The organism is Sphaerospermopsis sp. FACHB-1194 (assembly GCF_014696235.1).
Classification (GTDB): Bacteria; Cyanobacteriota; Cyanobacteriia; order Cyanobacteriales; family Nostocaceae; genus Sphaerospermopsis; species Sphaerospermopsis kisseleviana.
In genome coordinates this window covers 76,905-95,063 of record NZ_JACJPU010000001.1, presented here as the reverse complement: position 1 = coordinate 95,063, position 18,159 = coordinate 76,905, and the positions used below count along the sequence as shown (strand labels likewise).

The 18,159-nt window shown below is 37.7% G+C and carries 19 protein-coding genes; 13 read left to right on the top strand and 6 right to left on the bottom strand.

All coding sequences use genetic code 11. The features are described 5' to 3' along the window. Positions 1–57: 57 nt before the first annotated feature. Positions 58–1,518 carry a TM0106 family RecB-like putative nuclease gene (locus H6F45_RS00430; protein WP_190346160.1) on the bottom strand — a complete coding sequence of 487 codons (1,461 nt, stop codon included), beginning with the start codon at positions 1,516–1,518 and terminating at the stop codon, positions 58–60. Between the two features lie 356 nt (positions 1,519–1,874). Here H6F45_RS00430 and H6F45_RS00425 point away from each other — a divergent pair, with 356 nt between their 5' ends. The 7 genes from H6F45_RS00425 (at position 1,875) to H6F45_RS00400 (ending at position 7,571) form a co-directional block, all read left to right on the top strand. Beyond that, entirely contained in the window at positions 1,875–3,032 is a 1,158-nt protein-coding gene (locus H6F45_RS00425; protein ID WP_190346159.1) for an aminotransferase class V-fold PLP-dependent enzyme, read from the top strand. Between the two features lie 25 nt (positions 3,033–3,057). After that, the gene (locus H6F45_RS00420) at positions 3,058–4,140 is read left to right on the top strand and encodes a glycosyl transferase (protein WP_190346158.1); all 1,083 of its coding nucleotides are present in this window, start codon (positions 3,058–3,060) and stop codon (positions 4,138–4,140) included. A gap of 64 nt (positions 4,141–4,204) precedes the next feature. Then, positions 4,205–4,618: a secondary thiamine-phosphate synthase enzyme YjbQ gene (locus H6F45_RS00415; RefSeq protein WP_096571617.1), complete on the top strand. Its 414-nt coding sequence runs from the start codon at positions 4,205–4,207 to the stop codon at positions 4,616–4,618. A gap of 327 nt (positions 4,619–4,945) precedes the next feature. Continuing rightward, entirely contained in the window at positions 4,946–5,734 is a 789-nt protein-coding gene (locus H6F45_RS00410) for a Nif3-like dinuclear metal center hexameric protein (protein ID WP_096571618.1), read from the top strand. A gap of 306 nt (positions 5,735–6,040) precedes the next feature. Next, complete coding sequence (locus H6F45_RS26315; protein WP_096572820.1) at positions 6,041–6,256, top strand: hypothetical protein; 216 nt, start codon at positions 6,041–6,043, stop codon at positions 6,254–6,256. Between the two features lie 632 nt (positions 6,257–6,888). Continuing rightward, complete coding sequence (locus H6F45_RS00405) at positions 6,889–7,041, top strand: hypothetical protein (RefSeq protein WP_162501967.1); 153 nt, start codon at positions 6,889–6,891, stop codon at positions 7,039–7,041. Between the two features lie 218 nt (positions 7,042–7,259). Next, positions 7,260–7,571 (top strand): DUF6679 family protein, encoded by a 312-nt coding sequence (locus tag H6F45_RS00400; RefSeq protein ID WP_096571619.1) that lies wholly within the window; start codon positions 7,260–7,262, stop codon positions 7,569–7,571. 134 nt (positions 7,572–7,705) lie between these two features. On the opposite strand, the gene H6F45_RS00395 is transcribed toward H6F45_RS00400, so the two are convergent. Continuing rightward, complete coding sequence (locus H6F45_RS00395; protein ID WP_137669345.1) at positions 7,706–9,397, bottom strand: MBL fold metallo-hydrolase; 1,692 nt, start codon at positions 9,395–9,397, stop codon at positions 7,706–7,708. 286 nt (positions 9,398–9,683) lie between these two features. On the opposite strand from H6F45_RS00395, the gene H6F45_RS00390 reads away from it, so the two are divergent. Continuing rightward, positions 9,684–9,824: a hypothetical protein gene (locus H6F45_RS00390; RefSeq protein WP_190346157.1), complete on the top strand. Its 141-nt coding sequence runs from the start codon at positions 9,684–9,686 to the stop codon at positions 9,822–9,824. Here H6F45_RS00390 and H6F45_RS00385 read toward each other — a convergent pair. Next, positions 9,793–10,359 carry a GerMN domain-containing protein gene (locus tag H6F45_RS00385; protein ID WP_190346156.1) on the bottom strand — a complete coding sequence of 189 codons (567 nt, stop codon included), beginning with the start codon at positions 10,357–10,359 and terminating at the stop codon, positions 9,793–9,795. The genes H6F45_RS00390 and H6F45_RS00385 overlap by 32 nt on opposite strands. Before the next feature lie 107 nt (positions 10,360–10,466). Here H6F45_RS00385 and rsmA point away from each other — a divergent pair, with 107 nt between their 5' ends. Beyond that, on the top strand, positions 10,467–11,333 hold the full coding sequence (gene rsmA, locus H6F45_RS00380) for a 16S rRNA (adenine(1518)-N(6)/adenine(1519)-N(6))-dimethyltransferase RsmA (protein ID WP_190346155.1): 867 nt from the start codon (positions 10,467–10,469) through the stop codon (positions 11,331–11,333). On the opposite strand, the gene H6F45_RS00375 is transcribed toward rsmA, so the two are convergent. Beyond that, the gene (locus H6F45_RS00375; RefSeq protein ID WP_190346154.1) at positions 11,253–11,492 is read right to left on the bottom strand and encodes a hypothetical protein; all 240 of its coding nucleotides are present in this window, start codon (positions 11,490–11,492) and stop codon (positions 11,253–11,255) included. The two genes, rsmA and H6F45_RS00375, sit on opposite strands and share 81 nt — an antisense overlap. Here H6F45_RS00375 and ispE point away from each other — a divergent pair. Beyond that, a complete protein-coding gene (gene ispE / locus H6F45_RS00370; protein WP_096571623.1) occupies positions 11,468–12,415 on the top strand; it encodes a 4-(cytidine 5'-diphospho)-2-C-methyl-D-erythritol kinase in 948 nt (315 codons plus the stop codon). The genes H6F45_RS00375 and ispE overlap by 25 nt on opposite strands. An 80-nt stretch (positions 12,416–12,495) precedes the next feature. Beyond that, complete coding sequence (locus tag H6F45_RS00365; protein ID WP_096572822.1) at positions 12,496–12,819, top strand: DUF3082 domain-containing protein; 324 nt, start codon at positions 12,496–12,498, stop codon at positions 12,817–12,819. 191 nt (positions 12,820–13,010) lie between these two features. Here H6F45_RS00365 and H6F45_RS00360 read toward each other — a convergent pair whose 3' ends face one another. Together H6F45_RS00360 and H6F45_RS00355 are read right to left on the bottom strand one after the other, a co-directional pair. Then, positions 13,011–13,886, bottom strand: a complete 876-nt coding sequence (locus tag H6F45_RS00360) for a DNA-binding response regulator (RefSeq protein WP_190346153.1) — start codon at positions 13,884–13,886, stop codon at positions 13,011–13,013. Between the two features lie 109 nt (positions 13,887–13,995). After that, positions 13,996–15,609, bottom strand: coding sequence for an ATP-binding protein (locus H6F45_RS00355; protein WP_137667838.1), 1,614 nt, complete (start codon positions 15,607–15,609; stop codon positions 13,996–13,998). A gap of 1,126 nt (positions 15,610–16,735) precedes the next feature. Here H6F45_RS00355 and H6F45_RS00350 point away from each other — a divergent pair. Together H6F45_RS00350 and trpC are read left to right on the top strand one after the other, a co-directional pair. Next, positions 16,736–17,017: a HetP family heterocyst commitment protein gene (locus H6F45_RS00350; RefSeq protein ID WP_096571626.1), complete on the top strand. Its 282-nt coding sequence runs from the start codon at positions 16,736–16,738 to the stop codon at positions 17,015–17,017. A 250-nt stretch (positions 17,018–17,267) separates the two neighbouring features. Next, complete coding sequence (gene trpC / locus H6F45_RS00345) at positions 17,268–18,143, top strand: indole-3-glycerol phosphate synthase TrpC (RefSeq protein ID WP_137667839.1); 876 nt, start codon at positions 17,268–17,270, stop codon at positions 18,141–18,143. Positions 18,144–18,159: the final 16 nt, after the last annotated feature.

Below are 18,159 nucleotides of genomic sequence, written 5' to 3'. Positions count from 1 at the left end.
ACAAGTAGGATGTAGTTTGCAAAATCCAAAATCTAAAATCTAAAATCCAAAATTGGATTACGCTAGTTTTCTAGTATATTCGGTTTGGAAAAAATTAACTAGCCAATCTTTAACTTTGCGGGTAGCACGACAGTCATCTTCGTTGTACCGTTGGATCAGTTCCAAAAAATGGCGATCGCCTGTTTCTAACCATTGATCATACCAATAAATACACTTAGCACCACTAGCTTCTTGATCACGCCATTCAAATCCTAACCAACGTGCGATCGCTTTGAGGGCATAACTTTCTATTGGTAAGGCAACACTTTCTGTTAATTGTTCATAAATATCTACAAATCGAGTCAGTAGAGGTTCAATTAAGGAATAAGGTGTACAATAAAGTTTACCTAGTTTTTTTACTGTCTCGACTTCATAATTACAAAAATGGTAAATTGGTGCTTGGGGATATTGGCAAACTAAATCTAAAAATTGCTGCCAAATTAGGTTTTCTTGAGTTGGTGTTTCTGCTAAAAATGAATAAAACTTTTCTGTATTATTTTCTCTATCAACTACTAAAACCCCCAACAGATAATTTAAATTTAAATCTGGTTGGGCTTCAATATCAAAATATAACTCGATGGGGGCGGTAAATGTGAGTTTTTCTGCTGGTAAAGCAAAGGGTAAAATTAAAGGAGTTTTTGCTAATGTTGATTTTGCTTGTACTATTAATTTAGATGCTACTTGAGTATCAAAACCAATGACATTTTCTAAAGTGCTGGGATTCGTGTTAGCGAGTGCTTCTAAAGTAGTAGTAGATAATGCTTGTAGTTGAGTGTAGCGAATTGGTGTCACACCTGGTAACAGTGACAGATGTTGCTGAGATTGGGCGATCGCATAACAATGATTATACCAGTGACAAAGATGGCATTTTTGACGGGCAATAAATACCTCTGGTGCTTCTGGCGACTCTACCACTTGAATATACTCCGCCAAAATATCCAGCATTTGTGGTGTCCATTTATCCAAGTCTACCACATAAGTTGTATCTTTATTCCGCAAGATTAACCAAGCTTCATCTGGTGTTACTTCCTGTAATGCTCCCAAAATTTCTGCGTGAAAAGCAGCTATAACCTGATATTCTTGTTTGGGACGTTTACCTAGTTGAATATCCACGGGAATATAAACCCAGTCTCCAAAACTGGATTTTCCAGGCTGTTTGACAAGTAAATCTGGACGACTCAGTAAAGTATATTCATCTTCATAAGTGGCTAATAATACAGAATTATGTATATACTCCACACCTTGCTGCATCAGTTCTATAGTGGCTGCTGCACCAGCTTCCCAGTTTCCTGGAGGAAAAACAGGTTTGTGATATGACAGGTTATGAATTATACTTTTCTGATGAGCAATTTTATCCTGTTGCACTTTTATCAACAACTCATGGGGAATATCTCGCTGGTTATAGTCACCATGAGTATCTAAAAAAGGCCGTCGCTTACAGCGTTGATATTGGAGTAGGAGTTCAGCATTAATGATCATTCATTTAAGTTAACAACAATTGGGATATTTTGGGAATCAGAAGTCGTAGAGGCGAAGTAGGGGCGAAGTAGGGGCGAAGCATTCAGGCGAAAAATTATCAATTTTATGAAAAGGCTATTTTCCGAATGCTGATGCTTCCAGCACGCTTCGCGAACGCCAGTACAGGAGTCAGGAGTTAGGAGAGAAGAATATTATGAATAAATAGGGGGTTAAATAGGGGTTTTTATGCTCAATTTTCGGATTTAACATTTTAAATTTCCCATCCAAAATCTCAAATCTCAAATCTCAAATCCAAAATCCCAAATCTAAAATCTAAAATCCCAAATCCCAAATCCAAAATCTAAACTAAAATTAATATGTTGGATCACCATCGGCAAAAATTTCCAGCTTTAGGGAACAAGATTTATTTTAATTATGGCGGACAAGGACCAATGCCTCAAGGGGCGATGGATGCTATCAGCCAAACTCAAGCGCATATTCAGGAAATAGGACCTTTTGGTGCGGAAGCTTATCGCTGGATATCTCCCCAAATGCAATCTGTAAGGGAGGCGATCGCCTCTACCTTAAATGTACCATCTGACACAATTACTCTCACAGGCAATGTCACCATTGGTTGTAACATCGGAATGTGGGGGATTAATTGGCAAGCTGGTGATCACTTGCTGCTGTCTGATTGTGAACATCCCGGAGTGATTGCCACAGCCCAAGAAATTAGTCGTAGATTCGCTGTAGAAGTTTCCACTTGTCCGCTGATGGCGACTTTAAACGAGGGTGATCCTGTCAGTGTTATTGCTGAAAATCTCCGCCCCAATACTCGCCTGGTAGTTTTAAGTCATGTTTTGTGGAATACTGGTCAAGTTTTGCCTATTGACAAAATTGCAGAAATATGTAGAAAAAATAATTCTCTGTTGTTGGTAGATGCGGCTCAATCAGTGGGGGTTCTACCTTTAAATCTAACAGAATTGGGGGTAGATTTCTATGCTTTTACTGGACATAAATGGTTATGCGGTCCTGCGGGTGTAGGGGGTTTGTATGTACGACCCGAAGCACGGGAAATGATGCAGCCAACATTTATAGGTTTAGATGGAGTCATCACTAATAATCAAGCACAACCAATTAATTGGCAACCAGATGGGCGAAGATATGAAGTGTCTACCTTAGCAACTCCATTATATATTGCTTTAAAAGAAGCGATCGCCATTCATCATCAATGGGGAACAGCAGAGGAAATATATCAGCAAATTTGCAGAAACAGTGAGTATCTTTGGCAAAAGTTGATAGAGTTATCTAATGTCAAATGTTTAAAAAATTCCCCTCCCCAAAGCGGGTTAGTTTCTTTTGTGCTAACTAATAATCAGCGGAGTTTAAAATTAGTGCAGTTTTTAGAATCACAAAAAATCTTAACTCGCACAATTGCCAATCCTAATTGTATTCGGGTAAGTGTTCATTACCTCACCTTAAAATCAGAAATTGACCAATTAATAGCAGCAATTAAAGAATTTTCTCATTTGTAGAAATTTTCACCCCATCACCTCATCTATGAACCGTCCAATTTTATATATAACCATCACTAACCACGGCTTTGGCCATGCTACCCGAACCGCATCAATAGCTGCAACAATTCAAAAATTATGCCCAGAAGTGCTGTTAATTATTGCTACAACTGCACCCCGATGGCTGCTTGAATCCTACATCAAAGGTGATTTTATTCTGCGTCAACGTGCCTTTGATTTAGGTGTAGTTCAAGCTGATAGTTTGACAATGGATAAAGCAGCAACCTTAGACAAGTTAAGAGAAATTAAAAAAAATCAAAATTCGTTAATTGCTTCGGAAGTTAATTTTCTTCGCCAAAATCGTGTTAATCTCATATTAGCAGATATTCCTTTTCTGGCGGCTGGGTTTGGGAAAGCAGCAAACATTCCCTGTTGGATGATTAGTAACTTTAGTTGGGACTTTATTTATCAAGATTGGGGAGGAGAATTTACAGAAATTGCTGATTGGGTCAGTGATTGGTATACTAAAAGCGATCGCTTATTTCGTCTTCCCTTCCATACACCCATGTCTGCTTTTCCTAATATCATAGATGTGGGTTTAACAGGTGGTTCTCCCGGTTTCCCTATTGATGAAATCCGCACCATTTGGGGAATAACTACACCACCAGAAAAAACCATCTTGCTAACATTTGGAGGTTTAGGTTTACAAGCAATTCCTTATAATAATATTGAAAAATTTTCTGATTGGCAATTTATCACCTTTGATGCTTCCGCACCAGATTTACCTAACTTAATTAAAGTGCAAAATCGCCAATATCGTCCTGTTGATTTTATGCCAATTTGTAGCAGAGTAGTTTCTAAACCAGGGTACAGCACTTTTGCAGAAGCTACACTTCTAGGACTTCCTATTATTACCATCCCGCGTCATGACTTTGCGGAAGCTGATTTGCTATTAGAAGGAATTAAGAATTACAACCACCATCAAATTATCACACCAACAGAATTTTTTGATGGAACTTGGGATTTTCTTCATGACTTACCCCAACCGCCAAAACAACCACAACCCATAGCTAAAAATGGTAATGAAACTATAGCCAAAGCAGTGATAGATTATTTTAAGTCAATTTAACTAAAATTCCTGAAACACTCCCAACCTAAAATCCAAAATCCAAAATCCAAAATCCAAAATTATTATGACACACTATCAAAAATTACTGAGAATTTCCACAACTGGCAAATCCTTTCAGAATATTACATCAAAAGTTGCCGCTATAGTTGGCGAATCTGGAGTAAAAACTGGACTTTGCACCTTATTTTTGCGTCACACTTCAGCCAGTTTAATCATTCAAGAAAACGCTGATCCTGATGTATTAATAGATTTAGCAAATTTTATGGCTAAATTAGTACCAGAAGGTAACTATTATATTCATGATGCCGAAGGTGCTGATGATATGCCAGGACACATCCGCACAGTTTTAACTCATACCTCCGAAAACATCCCCATTAATAATGGTCATCTAGTTTTGGGAACATGGCAAGGTATTTACATTTGGGAACATCGCCAGCATAATCATACCAGAGAGTTGGTAGTTCACATTTGGGGATAATAACTGATAATTATTTTACCCAAAATTAAGAAAATACAAAATGCTCTCAAAAAATATCAAAATATATTCATTGTAAATTTATTTTTATCTATGGAAATAATATGCACCAAAGTCCTGATATGATTGAACCGCAAAGGACGCAAAGGACACAAAGGTAAGAAAGTTGAGCGAGAGTTTTTGGTGTGGCTGTGTGGGATGCTCCCAATTTTTCCTACTCCTGACTCCTACCTGTGTTGGATGTGGTTTAACCATAGCTGAATTTGGGCTAAAATGGTTTAATCATCCTACTTAAATAAAATTACTTAAAATCATAAGTGAAAATATCTAATGAAAATTACTGATTTAATCACCTGGTTTGAAGAATGGGCAAATCCCGCTTGGTGTGAAAACTGGGATAATTGTGGTTGGCAGATTGAACCTGGTGTGTTGGGTGCAAAAGCACGGGTATTAGTGTGTTTAACTCCGACTTTAGCAGTAATGAAAGAAGCGATCGCTCTCAACGCTAATCTGATTTTTGCCCATCATCCCCTGATTTTTAATCCCCCTAAATCTCTCCGCAGTGGGGAAGCACTAGCAGAAATGGTAAGGTTAGCTTTTACTCACAATATCGGTATCTACAGCGCCCATACAAATTTCGACCAGGTAAATGATGGCACTGCGGATGTATTGGCACAAATATTACAACTGCAAGCGGTATCTCCCATAGTTCCCACCCAATCTGGTTTAGGATATGGACGGGTAGGAATGTTAGAACCAGCTTTAACATTGCAAGAATTACTCTCGACAATTCAAACTCAACTTCATCCCCCAAAATTGATTTTTTCCCCCGCAGCGAATTTACAACAGCAAATTTCACGAGTTGCGGTTTTGGGCGGATCGGGCGCAGGTTTTATTTCCGCAGTCGTGAAAACCAACGCCCAAGCCTATCTCACCGCCGATTGTAAATTTCATCAATTTCAAGAAAGTAGAGATCAAGGATTAATTTTAATTGATGCTGGACACTATGCCACTGAACGCCCAGCGTGCGATCGCTTGGTACAAAAATTCCAATCACTAAATTTAAATTGGGTGCAGTTAAGTCAACAGGATGAAGATTTCCGCCAATTTTTACCGTGAGCAAAGATTTTTTAAATTGTAATCTTTGATACTAACTATTCCTTGTTTCATACAATCTTCATAGTATAATTGCAGACTCACACTATTCTTGATCACATTTGAAGTAGTTGTATTTTTGACTGCTTGTAGTTTATCAGTACGTAGATAAAAGCCTTTAATTATAGAGGATTTCTGTTTTTTAATCGTGATGGAGGTCACAACTTTTCTGTAATGAGAATCACGAATATTTACTGTTTTATATCAATGTATTTAGCAAGCAAGTGTTTGACAATAGAAATGATAAATCGTTCATTTGCCCTATTGATCATGATTCGCACACTCATTGCATCTGCCTTTCAAACCGGATATCTTAGTGTTGAATCAGAGGGTTTACTCCTTCAGGTATTGGCAACTAGGTGCTATCAATCCGATGATTTAAAAGCTCTGACAAACCTATACGAAGCAATCCGCATAGGTACAGTTAAACGAGAAGCTTGTTCAAAGAATTCTAGAGAATTGCCTGTACTGAACAAATGTCACTAAGAATTACTCGATACAACTTAACATGAAGCCTAACTTTCTCACACTTTGGCTCTCATCATTCAGATGGGATATGTTGATTATGGGCCTACTGTGTTTCTGTTTTGCGTAAGTCCTGTAAGTTTTCGGTTTATTCAGTAGAACCTAGATTGAATTATTAAAGCTTAATATAGCGCTTCTAAGTCTAATGAAGTACAAACAAATTTATTCACTGTTCCCTGTTCCCTGTTAAGAGTTCCCTGTTAAGAGTTCCCTAAAACGAAAAAACTTTGTACCTCACACTTCTTGGAAATGGCTATATACAAATAATCATCATTATATTTTTATTGGCGCATTTACCTAAATTGAAATTTGTAAAAACTCACCGAATTAATAACGAGTAATAAATTTTGCTAATTTATGAATATCACCAAGAAAAAATTGCCAGCAAAAAAAATTCCTAATCCTGAAATATCGCCATATTTGCGCCACTGACAGGCAAAATGCCCGTATTACACCTCATGCTACAGAGCAAAACTGAAAAGTCTTGGGTGATTGTTGTTTAAAACCATGAAGTTAAGCCTGAGAATGAGTTAAGATCAAATACATTAAGGGTTAAAAGTACAGCCGAGTCCCCAGACTTCCTAGAAATGCCAATGACTACAAGTAGGCAACTAAAACAACCGCAATTAACGCTGGTTTTGCAGTACAGTTTATTACAGGATGGTAATCAGGAAACACCACCAAGTATTCACCAGGTAAGGAAAAATCCAGAAATGTTGGACTTCTATGAAGTAGACATGATCTAGCATTGCCCTAAAAAAGATTAAGCTCAACTGAAGCAGTAACCATTGGTTCATAACCCAAAAATTCCTTATATTGACTGCCACCACCGAGTCCTTGTGAGATTGGGTTATTGCAATAGTTCACCAAGCATGAAATTGAACTCTTTAGGGTATCTCTTACCGGGTTAAGACCCAAATTTTCACAAGTTTAACTACGTTGTTTAAAAAGGCAGAAGTAGTACATGCTACACCGCAAGATTTATCAACTGTGTTGCGACGGGCGGGAGGTATGTGTTTTTTTGCGGGATCAGCAACGCTGGATAGAGCGGGCCCGCATTATAGATATAGAGGGTGATCTAGTGACTCTACGCTATGAAACAGACGAAGAAGACGAAGTTTGTTCTTGGGAAGAGATGGTTCGCCTAGAAAGCATTGGCTCGGTAACGCAAAAATTAGCTTCCGTACCACGGGGTAATGTAGAACCTCTCATGACTGAAGACTGTCCTGAGTCGGAACGTATCCGTAACCGTTTTACTGACTTGAATCCCGACTAATAACTCTTTGTCTACCCAAAAATTACCATTTAGGGACTAGGGAAAGAAAATTTTAGATTTTAGATTTTAGATTTTGGATTGCAAGTAACTCAAACACAATCCAAAATCCAAAATCCAGCAATCCTGAATAGGAGTCAGGATTCTAGATCAGATAAACTTTCAAAGGCAGGACAATAACCTTCCAGGGTAACTTTAAAGTTATACAATGGGGCTGCGGGATTCCAACACCGTTGCCCCCTCTGGTATTTGCACGTACCACAACACTCTAAATCTGACCAGGTATAGGGGTGCTTACTACGGGCTGCATCTAAGCTATTTTGATTCAGCAGTTCTCGTTGAGACAAACCTCTTAATACCAGTTCTTCCCCTTGCCAACGGGCTTCTATTAAACCAGTATCCGCAAATTGCTGCCAACGCGGATCCTCTGTAATTGCTTCTGGTAGGGAGATCGTAATGACTGTTTCTAGTTCCGTCAACTCCCCTTCATAATTAGTTTCCGGGGCAGAAGGTTGTAAAAATGTTTCACCAATGGGCAATTCTACCACAATTCCCGCTGCTGGGGAATGAAGATGATAACGATTTTGTAACTCGTCTAAACTGGTTAGGTCAGCTAAATAAGCAGGAGAACCGTGGATAAAAACCACGTGCTGGGGTCGTAAATTATGAATTAATTGGGTTGTTCCTGGTCCATCACTGTGTTGAGCTAAAAGATAGCTTTCTATGGTGGTTGCTGCGGGATATTCTGAATTAACTTTGATATCTATTTTTTCTGGTAGGAGAATGAGCCAAGGTCCTGTGTTGGGTTGACAATATTTACTTAAATCCGCTGTGGAGTCAGTGAGGACAATACAGGGTGAACTGCCTAAAGTAGTCAAATCTTCCACTTTTAAACGCCGCACACGGGGACGTACTCTTTCATCCCAAAATAAAGGCTGATGACGGGCAAAATTTTGGACTGAGGCGGGAAAATGGGTTAAAAGTTCTAAATAAGCATCACAACCAGTAGCTACATTGCCATCTACCCAAATATCTAAATCCCGGCCAGTAAAATGGTGATGAGAGCGTAACAACATCAACAATTCTTGACCTAAGCCTAAAGCCGGTGTGGGTAAAATAATAGAACAGTGATCAGCTATGGCGCGGTTAATTCTTTCCGCTAGTTGATTTTCTTGGTTGCGACGGTGAGGATGGCGAGATGTTCCATAACTGCCTTCAATTAAGAGAACATCTAAATGTAAACCTCTTAACTCTTCTAAGCGCAACCCATCTACTAGGCGAGAATTGGAGAGGAAAAAATCTCCTGTGTAAAGTAATTTATAATCACGGCGCGGGGTATGGTAGGTGAGGAGAATAGCCACAGCACCGGGAAGATGACCTGCGGGAAATAATTCTACTACTAGATTTTCTTGTATTTCTATAGGCGATCGCAAAGGTAACGCCTGACAAAAGGAAGGAATTTCTTCCGGTGCTTGTTCCGGCCAATTTAACGGTAATAACTTGCTAGTCACCTCACTAGCATAAATAGGCATAAGAGGAAAAGCTTGATTAAGTGCCAGCAAACCTCTAGCATGATCTGGGTGAGCATGACTAACCAACACTAAATCTGCTGGTAATGGTGAACTACCCTTCTGTGCAGATTTAGTTATGTCCCTAGTCAGATATGAAATATCCCCCAAACCGCAATCTAATAAAATGCGGTGGGGACCCATGCGTACTAATAGACAAACACCTTCATCTTCATGCTGAACACTATAGGGCAGACATTCTAATTCATTAGCTGCATCCCCAGGATCAGGACGAGACGATACTGATAGATCATCCCTCATGCGCTCTAACTCTGGTTAATGTGCAAATTAATGTGCAGAACCGTTGCCATGATAGTTGTCTGAATCATAAAAGCCATTTTTTGTACCGAAAAATAAGCACGCAAAGGTAAAGATAACAGTGAATCCTACTAAAATCAGCTTAACATCCATCGGTTTATCCTCCTTGATGAAACTCCTTTTTATAGTAATAGTGTGATTATCTATTTGGGCAGAATCGCTAGAAAATCTTTACTTTAGTTGGTGATTGGTAATTGGTAATTGGTAATTGGTAATTGGTAATTGGTAATTGGTAATTGGTAATTGCTGGTTAGGAAAACTCTTACCCAGTCACCAGTCCCCAGTCACCAGTCCCCAGTCACCAGTCCCCAGTCCCCAGTCCCCAGTCCCCAGTCCCTTTAAAATACAACTTCCTGACCACGTTCTGTAAAGCGGACATCTTTGATGTTCCATTGGGGGTTACTGGTGAGGGTTTTACGGAGACTACCAAACAATGCAAACTGCTCACAACTAGAAAGAGAAACTATTTGCCGCTTTGAATCAGGAGCAATTCGTATATCAATTGTTGCAACTCCATTATCAACGTTAACACGATATCCGACTAGGCTAAAATCGGCTGTATCTCGCTCTTCTAAGATTTTACCTACAGCTTCGTTGACTGGTTCATCTGCTGACACTGAAGTTTGTTTGGAAATATAATCTTGACATTGAGCATCACTTGTGTATAGGGTGACTTGAGTAGTTTTACCAGAAACAGCTTGAGAAGTTGCATCGGGAGAGGGTTGATTGGAAAATGGTTGAGATGTTGGAGAATTTTGGGGAGTTGGGGAAACTGTGTTGTTTGGTGTTGGTGTTGAAGTTGTATTATCAGAAATATCGCTAGAAGTACAACTGCTAATACTGGCGCAAACTGCTAATAAAATTACGGGTAAAATAGATTTTATCTTAGTGTTATAAATGTTCATATTCAGAGATTGTGCAAGTTCTCAGATAGATACATTAACTCTAAAACCAAATCTGGGGCTATTAGCAGAAATTTTTATTTTTATTAATTATGGAGAAATCAATATAAATGGTGCAACCGCGCAAACAATTTGCTCAACATTGGTTAAAAAGTGAAAAAGCTCTTAACGCTATTGTTAAAGCAGCCAACTGTCAAGAAGATGATAGGATTTTGGAAATTGGTCCGGGTACAGGAATTTTAACTAAGCGTTTATTACCTTTAGTTCATTCTTTGGTTGCTGTTGAGATTGACAGAGATTTGTGTAAATTACTGGTAAAACAACTAGGTGAAAGAGAAAATTTTTTACTGCTGCAAGGTGATTTTCTCACTCTTGATGTAGCTTCTCAATTAACAGCTTTTCCTAAGTTTCAACAGCAAAATAAAGTTGTTGCTAATATTCCCTATAATATTACAGGTCCAATTATTGAAAAGTTACTGGGTACTATTGCTAACCCCAATCCTCAACCCTATGATTCTATTGTGTTACTAATTCAGAAAGAAGTAGCAGAAAGATTATATGCTAAACCAGGATCAAGAACTTTTGGAGCGTTGTCGGTGCGGGTGCAGTATTTGGCAGATTGTGAGTTAATTTGTACAGTTCCCGCTGGTGCATTTTACCCACCACCAAAAGTTGATTCTGCTGTGGTGCGCTTAGTCCCCCGACAGAGAGAAATTACCGCTAATGACCCCAAAAAGCTAGAAAATCTGGTTAAATTAGGGTTTGGGGCGAAGCGGAAAATGTTAAGAAATAACTTGCAATCGGTAATTGAGCGCGATCGCTTGACGCAATTACTGGAACAATTAAATATTAATCCCCAATCTCGCGCCGAAGACCTCAGTGTTACACAATGGGTATCACTGGTAAATATGGTGACTGGGGACTGGGGACTGGGGACTGGGGAAACAGGAAATATTTATCTTTCTCCTGACTCCTGACTCCTGACTCCTGACTCCTTTCTCCTGACTCCTGACTCCTGACTCCTGACTCCTGACTCCTGACTCCTGACTCCTTTCTCCTGACTCCTTTCTCCTGACTCCTGACTCCTGACTCCTGACTCCTGATAACTTATATGCGTTCTTATAGCTTAATTGCACCTGCGAAAATAAACTTGTATTTAGAAATCATCGGCAACCGCCCTGATGGATATCATGAGTTAGCAATGATACTGCAAAGCATAGACCTTGCAGATCAAATAGATTTACACGCTGCCAGCACAGAAGCGATTCGCGTTTATTGTCATCATCCCCAAGTACCTACAGATAACAGTAATTTAGCATACAGAGCCGCTGCACTAATGGCCAAGCAATTTCCTGATGCTTTTAGTAATTTTGGTGGGATTGATATTACTGTGAGAAAAAACATTCCTGTTGCTGCGGGTTTAGCTGGAGGTTCGACAAATGCAGCAGCGGTGTTAGTGGGTATAGATTTGATGTGGAATTTGGGATTAACTCAATCAGAATTAGAAGAATTAGGCGCACAACTCGGTTCAGATGTGCCATTTTGTATTGCGGGAGGAACAGTAATAGCTACAGGTAGAGGTGAAAAACTTTCTCCTTTACCAAGTTTAGATCACATATATATAGTATTAGCTAAATATCGCAGTTTGGAAGTTTCTACAGCTTGGGCTTATAAAACCTATCGGCAAGTATTTGGTAGTACCTATATGACAAATACTGAAGATTTAGCGGCTCGTGCTAGTGCAGTGCATTCGGCAGAAATTGTCAAAGCTATCGTCAATAAAGATGCAGTAAAAATCGCCAACAAAATGCACAATGATTTAGAAAAAGTGGTATTACCTTCTTATTCTCAAGTATTACAATTGCGGGAATTATTTGCTAGTCAAGAAGGGGTTTTAGGCACAATGATGTCAGGTTCTGGACCTTCTGTATTTGCTATTGTGGAATCAAAAGCACAAGCAGAAATAGTTAAGCAGAAAATTAGAGAAGCAATTCCTGATGAGGATTTAGAATTGTTTGTAACTCAGACAATTGGCAATGGGATTCAGATATTAAATTGATAGGAGTCAGGAGTCAGGAAGTAGGGGAAGCTAATAACCCAATTACCAATTACCAATTACCAATTACCAATGAGCAAATTATGAACAAACCCAAAGTTAACGAAAAAGAAAAAGAGACTCCCGAACAAGTTCCACCAACGCCATTAAGGTGTATAACTGGGGCGGTAATGTCAGGAGGATTTGCATTTGCGATGTATTCTTTAATGATTGCGATCGCTACCACTTTTGCTAATAAACCTATTCATTCTGATAACCAAATAGTCCTCAATATCGCCTCCGCTGTTCGTACCTTAGTGGTGGGTGTGGTGGCTTTGGGAACGGGAATCTTTGGTATAGTAGCCTTGGGTTTGTTAGCGTTGGCAATACAATTATTAATCCAACAGTTTACAACCTCTAAAAATTGATAATTGATAATTGATAATTGACAATTGTTTTATTCAGGTTTGAAAACTGATCTTTTCCCAGGAGAAGAAAGAAAAAAATTTCTATCTTCTAATCCTACTCACTTCCAGGTTTGGTAATTGTCCATTGTCCATTGTCCATTGTCCATTGTCCATTGTCAATTGTCAATTGTCAATTGTCCATTATTCTGATATTAACAAGAAACAGGGTTTGTTAATTGAGAACGAGATTTGATAAATTGCAATTTGGCAGATGCGGAAACCTGAAGTAATTGATTTTGTTTTCTCCAAAGAGTCGGCGACAATTTGTGATGGTGACTAAACTGGCGAGAAAAATGACAAGAATTTTGATAGCCTATTTTGGTAGCAATTTCTTCAATTGTCAGATTCGTACTTTTTAGTAAGGAACACGCTTCGGCCATACGACGTTGAACTATCCAAGTATTAACACTTTTTCCCGTTTGTTTGGATACTTGGTTAGTTAAATAAGCTGGAGAATAACCAACAGCTTCGGCGACATCAGATAAAGTAATACCTTGGTGATAATGAGCCTCAATATAGTCAAAAACTTTTTGCAGGTGGGAGATATTAGGGAAGATTAACTCTGAATTTCCTAATGTAGCTGGAAGTTCTGAAACTTTTTGCGAAACTTGATGAGAGTTCGGACTATACCAGGATCTGAGCAAAGATTGTTTTTCTAATCGAATAGAAATTGCTTTCAGCAACTCATCGACAGTAGCAGGTTTACTTAAATAATCATCTGCTCCCAACTCCATTCCTGTTCTCATAGAAGCCTTAGAATTACTTGCTGTGAGAAAAATAAAAGGAATAATTGCTGTGAGAGGATTTTGACGTAGCTTAGTTAAAACACTGTAACCATCCATAACTGGCATGAGCAGATCACAAATTACCAAATCAGGTAAATTTTCTTCTGCTTGCCGAATACCAACTTGACCATTTTCTGCTCCTATCGTAACAAAACCTTCAGCCTCAAGACTGTCTAAGAAGAGATGGCGGGTAATAGCATCATCTTCAATTACAAGAATTGTTTTCGACGATTCGCGTATCATTTTGAAACCAATAAAAGTTCTAACAGGGAATGATTAATAGCAATTGATAATTGATAATTGATAATTGATAATTGATAATTCATCCTGCAAAAGACTCTTTCCCTTTTTTCTATGAACTGGGAAATATGGGAACTGATGGTAGAACTAAGGTAAATGTAGTACCGACACCCACTTTACTAACCATTGTGATTTGACCTCCATATAAATCAACTAGATTTTTGACAATTGATAAGCCTAGTCCTGTTCCCGAAGTATTATCAACATTGCTACCTCGATAAAACGGTTCAAAAAGTCTTTCTTGGTCTATTTCGGGAATACCAATACCTTTATCTTTAACCTGAAACTGTATTTTTTCCTGGTGACACGAAACAATTAAGTCCACCACACTATTAGGGTGAGAATATTTAATTGCATTGTCTAGCAAGTTATTCAAAATTGGTTTCAGTATTTTTTGGTCAATCCATACGTCTAAACAGTTGCCTTGACTCTGAAAATCAATATATTTATTACTATTAATGATTACCATTTGTGTAATTAAATCTTGACAAAAATTCACAATATTAACCTTTTGCTGCTCAACTATAATTTGCGCTGATTCTGCTTTAGATAATAATAAAATATCATCTAATACCTGATTGATTTGTTCAGATGCTGTTTGAATGTGTTCAATAAATATTAATTTCTTGTCTGTTTCCCATTTATCTATATGTCGTCTGAGTAAGCTATTGGAAAATGAAATAACATTTAGTGGTGTCCGAAATTCATGGCAGAGTATACCCACAAGATTAGCTCGAATTTTACTGATTTCTTGTGCTTGTTCTAAAGCCTGATGCAATTCCAATTGTGCAGATTTATAATCTGTGATATCAGTAGCTGTAAGGACTTCAACTTCTTGACCATCAAAATCTACCCCTCCATCAAAGCGAGTCATGGCAACATCTAACCATCGTTCTTTACCATCTTTGGTAATAATATTTATCTCCTGATATTCAAATTCCCAGTTAGTTGTTTCTGGAGGTTTAGATGTTCGACTTTTGATAATTTGGTTAAAATCAAAGTCTGCTAATAGTTCCTTTTTTGTATAACCGGTGAGTAATTCCGCAGCAGAATTGACATAGTAAATTTGTCTACCTTGAATTAGGAAAATACCAGCCTTTGTTGCTTCTAGTAAGGTACGAAATCTAGACTCTCTGAGTTGCAGTAAGTTATCAATATGCTGATGTTGAATTTTATCACCTTCCTGTTTATTACTTTCCTGTTGTAATTTCTTTTTACTTTCTCTACCTTCATTAATCCATTTTTGGACACTTAATTCTACTAAGTTATTATTTTCCCGAATAAACCCGCAGCAAAACTCGTTACTTGGATATTTTATATAAGTAAGATTTAGTTCAGCTAAAAATATTCGTCCTTCCTTTGAGCGATAGCGACATTTAAAGGAGAGGTGATCTAAATTTTTCATATTTTGCCATTGTTCTGACCAGTTATGTAATAAAAAATCTATATCCAAATCACTCAGATTCATGGATAGTAATTCTTCGCGGGAGTATCCTGTGAGCGTGCAAGTGGCATTGTTGACATAAATAAACTGCGCGTTTTCTCCTAAACAAAAAGCAGCATCTATAGTTTGATTAATGAGAAAATCTGCAATTTTAAACTTCAAGCTTGGCTGTAAACTCCATATTGAGTTGACTTTTGCTAACCCGGAATCCCCAGAATACATATCACGATTTACTCCTAAGTCTTAGTTCATAAGTAGGTGAGCGTTAAAAATTGTCGTTATGACAGGCAAGAGGCAAAAGAAAACAGGGTTTTGGTTAATTTACTTTGATGATGCTATGAATTTGTCAGTCCGATTGAATTTAGGTTTAATCTTAACAATAAAGAAATCATTATTTCAATTTTGTTGCATATATAAGTGTTTGTTATTCCTAAATTAAGTATTTTTTGGTAAAAATAAAATACCATACTTTCAATTGTGAACTTTAAAAGAATCCCAGGTAAGATTTTTAGTGAACTCCCCCACAAAATTTGTTAAAAATTTGTAAAAATTTGAGAGTCTACTGGTAAGACTACATTCTTGGAACTATAAAAAACTTTTATATCAAATGTAATAGATATGTAGTTTACCTAGATTATCGAAAAATCGGCTGGAAAACCGGACTTCGTGCAAAGTTTTTGCAGCCGCGGATAAATCCCCATGACAGAAACAGCCTCTTCTGTCTGCGTTAAGTTTCAGAAATTTGCTCAATTGGGAACATTATCTAAGAATGTAATAAATTTACCATAGAAAGGATTTAACTATATCTAAATACGCCCAGTCATCCTCCCTATGGAAGAGATTTCTGTAAAAAAACCTGTAAGCAACGAAACCTCTTACCAAAGATATATAAATTGTAAAGCAAGAATGTGTTGAGGTACACAAAATATAAAATACTGATTCCATCGTCAAAAATCATCCTTAGAAATACAAGCTATCAGAGTGAAGGATCATCAAAAAAATGCAAGAGCGAAAAAATAGACAAATCGATCAAAAAATAGTTCATTTATCCGGTGTGAAACTTTGAGTAGGCTTAATGAAAGAGGTAACTTCTGCAAGAGGTTGAATCTGTATTGGTGGTTTTAGCTATATATCTCTTAACCAAACAGCTGCTCTAGCTGGTTCAGTCTACCCCCAACCCCAATCAAAACAGAGAAAACCTTGATATATGTTTATAAATTTTTCATCAGCAGGTGTTTGTCTCAGCATGATCTACTACTACTACTTCCACTGTGCTGAGATTTTTGAAATATGAGGAAAAGCTGCCAAGCTATTGATTGAATTTCATTCACAAATAGGAGTGCATACCATGAGTCAAAACGTTGCTGATTATAATAGACAAATTAATAGGAAAATTAATACTGAACAAGTAGAACAAATAGTTAAGGCAATTATAGCTGGCAAGTATTCCTGGGCTTGTGTTTTGCTGTTGCGTTTTTCTGGACACAACCCTATTGACTATATACCCTACCGTACTTATATCAGATTGCTCAAAAATAATTGCCTACTTGGTGGCTCTAGACAAGAGCAAACTGCTACTAAAAAAGAGGTAGAAATGTTTAACCTCAAATCCAGTTGGATTCATTTATAATCAAGCCAGAAAATGAAGCTGGGTGTGGGTTTACTAGAAGTATTTTCAGGCATTATATATGTTTGGTAAACCCACAAATTTACACATTAATTGGCACATTAAATTGATAAGCATTTTCAATCTCATATCCAAGAAAATTAGATTAAAAAATGTTTTGTTATCCCAGCCATATTGTTCATAACTTACTGTAAGAAAAACGAAGGTGGGAATTTCTTAACTGTTAACTAATAATTATTAATTCATTCTCATCATGATTTACCCAATTTCCATGTCTAATAGTTCTCTGCAACCCATACTCAGAGAGATTGTATGGCAGAAAAAGCTAGAAGTTGCACAAATGCAACAAGAAATGTCTCTCGCGTCTTTGCAACGTCAATTAACTGCGGCTCCCACTGTCAGAGATTTTTTTACTGCTTTACAACAAAGTATTTATAAACCTAGTTTGATCGCAGAGGTTAAAAAAACATTCCCTAATCAAGATGTCACTACACAAGATTTTGATCCTTTGTCTATAGCTAAATCCTATGAACGCGGTGGAGCAACTTGTATATCTGTTGTGACTGATCAAAAGTTTTTTCATGGTGGTTTTGATCATCTGCGGATTATTCGACATCGCATAACATTACCTTTGTTATGCAAAGATTTTATTCTTGATCCTTGTCAAATTTATTTAGCACGTGCAGCAGGTGCGGATGCAATTTTATTAATTGCTGCTATTCTTACTGATCAGCAGATTAATAACTTTTTGCGGGTGATTCACTATTTGGGAATGAATGCTGTAGTTGAAGTTCACAATTTGAGTGAATTAGATCGGGTGATCAAGTTAGAAGATGTCCGCATTATCAGCATTAACAACCGCAGTTTAGAAGATTTTAGTGTTAATCTTGGCACTACTCAGCAATTAATGGCAGCTAGGAGAACACATTTACAAAACTTAGGTATTTTGGTTGTCAGTGAATCGGGAATTGAAACACCTGCTGATTTATCCCTAATGTCAGATGCAGGTGTGAATGCAGTTTTGATGGGAGATTCTTTACTCAAACAAGAAGATTTAGAAACTGCTGTCAGTAGTTTATTTAAATCCAAAATTCCAATCTATAAAGACTTAGTGAAAAAAGGAGTTTAATAGGTTACAGGTGACA

What these genes read in the sequence shown, in the direction of transcription:
- H6F45_RS00365 (WP_096572822.1), top strand. Translation starts at nt 12,496, where the DNA reads ATGAACAAACCCAAAGTTAACGAAAAAGAAAAAGAGACTCCCGAACAA.
- H6F45_RS00350 (WP_096571626.1), top strand. Translation starts at nt 16,736, where the DNA reads ATGAGTCAAAACGTTGCTGATTATAATAGACAAATTAATAGGAAAATT.
- H6F45_RS00415 (WP_096571617.1), top strand. Translation starts at nt 4,205, where the DNA reads ATGACACACTATCAAAAATTACTGAGAATTTCCACAACTGGCAAATCC.
- H6F45_RS00360 (WP_190346153.1), bottom strand. Translation starts at nt 13,886, where the DNA reads ATGATACGCGAATCGTCGAAAACAATTCTTGTAATTGAAGATGATGCT.
- H6F45_RS00400 (WP_096571619.1), top strand. Translation starts at nt 7,260, where the DNA reads ATGCTACACCGCAAGATTTATCAACTGTGTTGCGACGGGCGGGAGGTA.
- trpC (WP_137667839.1), top strand. Translation starts at nt 17,268, where the DNA reads ATGATTTACCCAATTTCCATGTCTAATAGTTCTCTGCAACCCATACTC.
- H6F45_RS00420 (WP_190346158.1), top strand. Translation starts at nt 3,058, where the DNA reads ATGAACCGTCCAATTTTATATATAACCATCACTAACCACGGCTTTGGC.
- H6F45_RS00425 (WP_190346159.1), top strand. Translation starts at nt 1,875, where the DNA reads ATGTTGGATCACCATCGGCAAAAATTTCCAGCTTTAGGGAACAAGATT.
- H6F45_RS00405 (WP_162501967.1), top strand. Translation starts at nt 6,889, where the DNA reads ATGACTACAAGTAGGCAACTAAAACAACCGCAATTAACGCTGGTTTTG.
- H6F45_RS26315 (WP_096572820.1), top strand. Translation starts at nt 6,041, where the DNA reads ATGATTCGCACACTCATTGCATCTGCCTTTCAAACCGGATATCTTAGT.
- H6F45_RS00355 (WP_137667838.1), bottom strand. Translation starts at nt 15,609, where the DNA reads ATGTATTCTGGGGATTCCGGGTTAGCAAAAGTCAACTCAATATGGAGT.
- H6F45_RS00395 (WP_137669345.1), bottom strand. Translation starts at nt 9,397, where the DNA reads ATGAGGGATGATCTATCAGTATCGTCTCGTCCTGATCCTGGGGATGCA.
- ispE (WP_096571623.1), top strand. Translation starts at nt 11,468, where the DNA reads ATGCGTTCTTATAGCTTAATTGCACCTGCGAAAATAAACTTGTATTTA.
- H6F45_RS00430 (WP_190346160.1), bottom strand. Translation starts at nt 1,518, where the DNA reads ATGATCATTAATGCTGAACTCCTACTCCAATATCAACGCTGTAAGCGA.
- H6F45_RS00410 (WP_096571618.1), top strand. Translation starts at nt 4,946, where the DNA reads ATGAAAATTACTGATTTAATCACCTGGTTTGAAGAATGGGCAAATCCC.
- rsmA (WP_190346155.1), top strand. Translation starts at nt 10,467, where the DNA reads ATGGTGCAACCGCGCAAACAATTTGCTCAACATTGGTTAAAAAGTGAA.
- H6F45_RS00385 (WP_190346156.1), bottom strand. Translation starts at nt 10,359, where the DNA reads ATGAACATTTATAACACTAAGATAAAATCTATTTTACCCGTAATTTTA.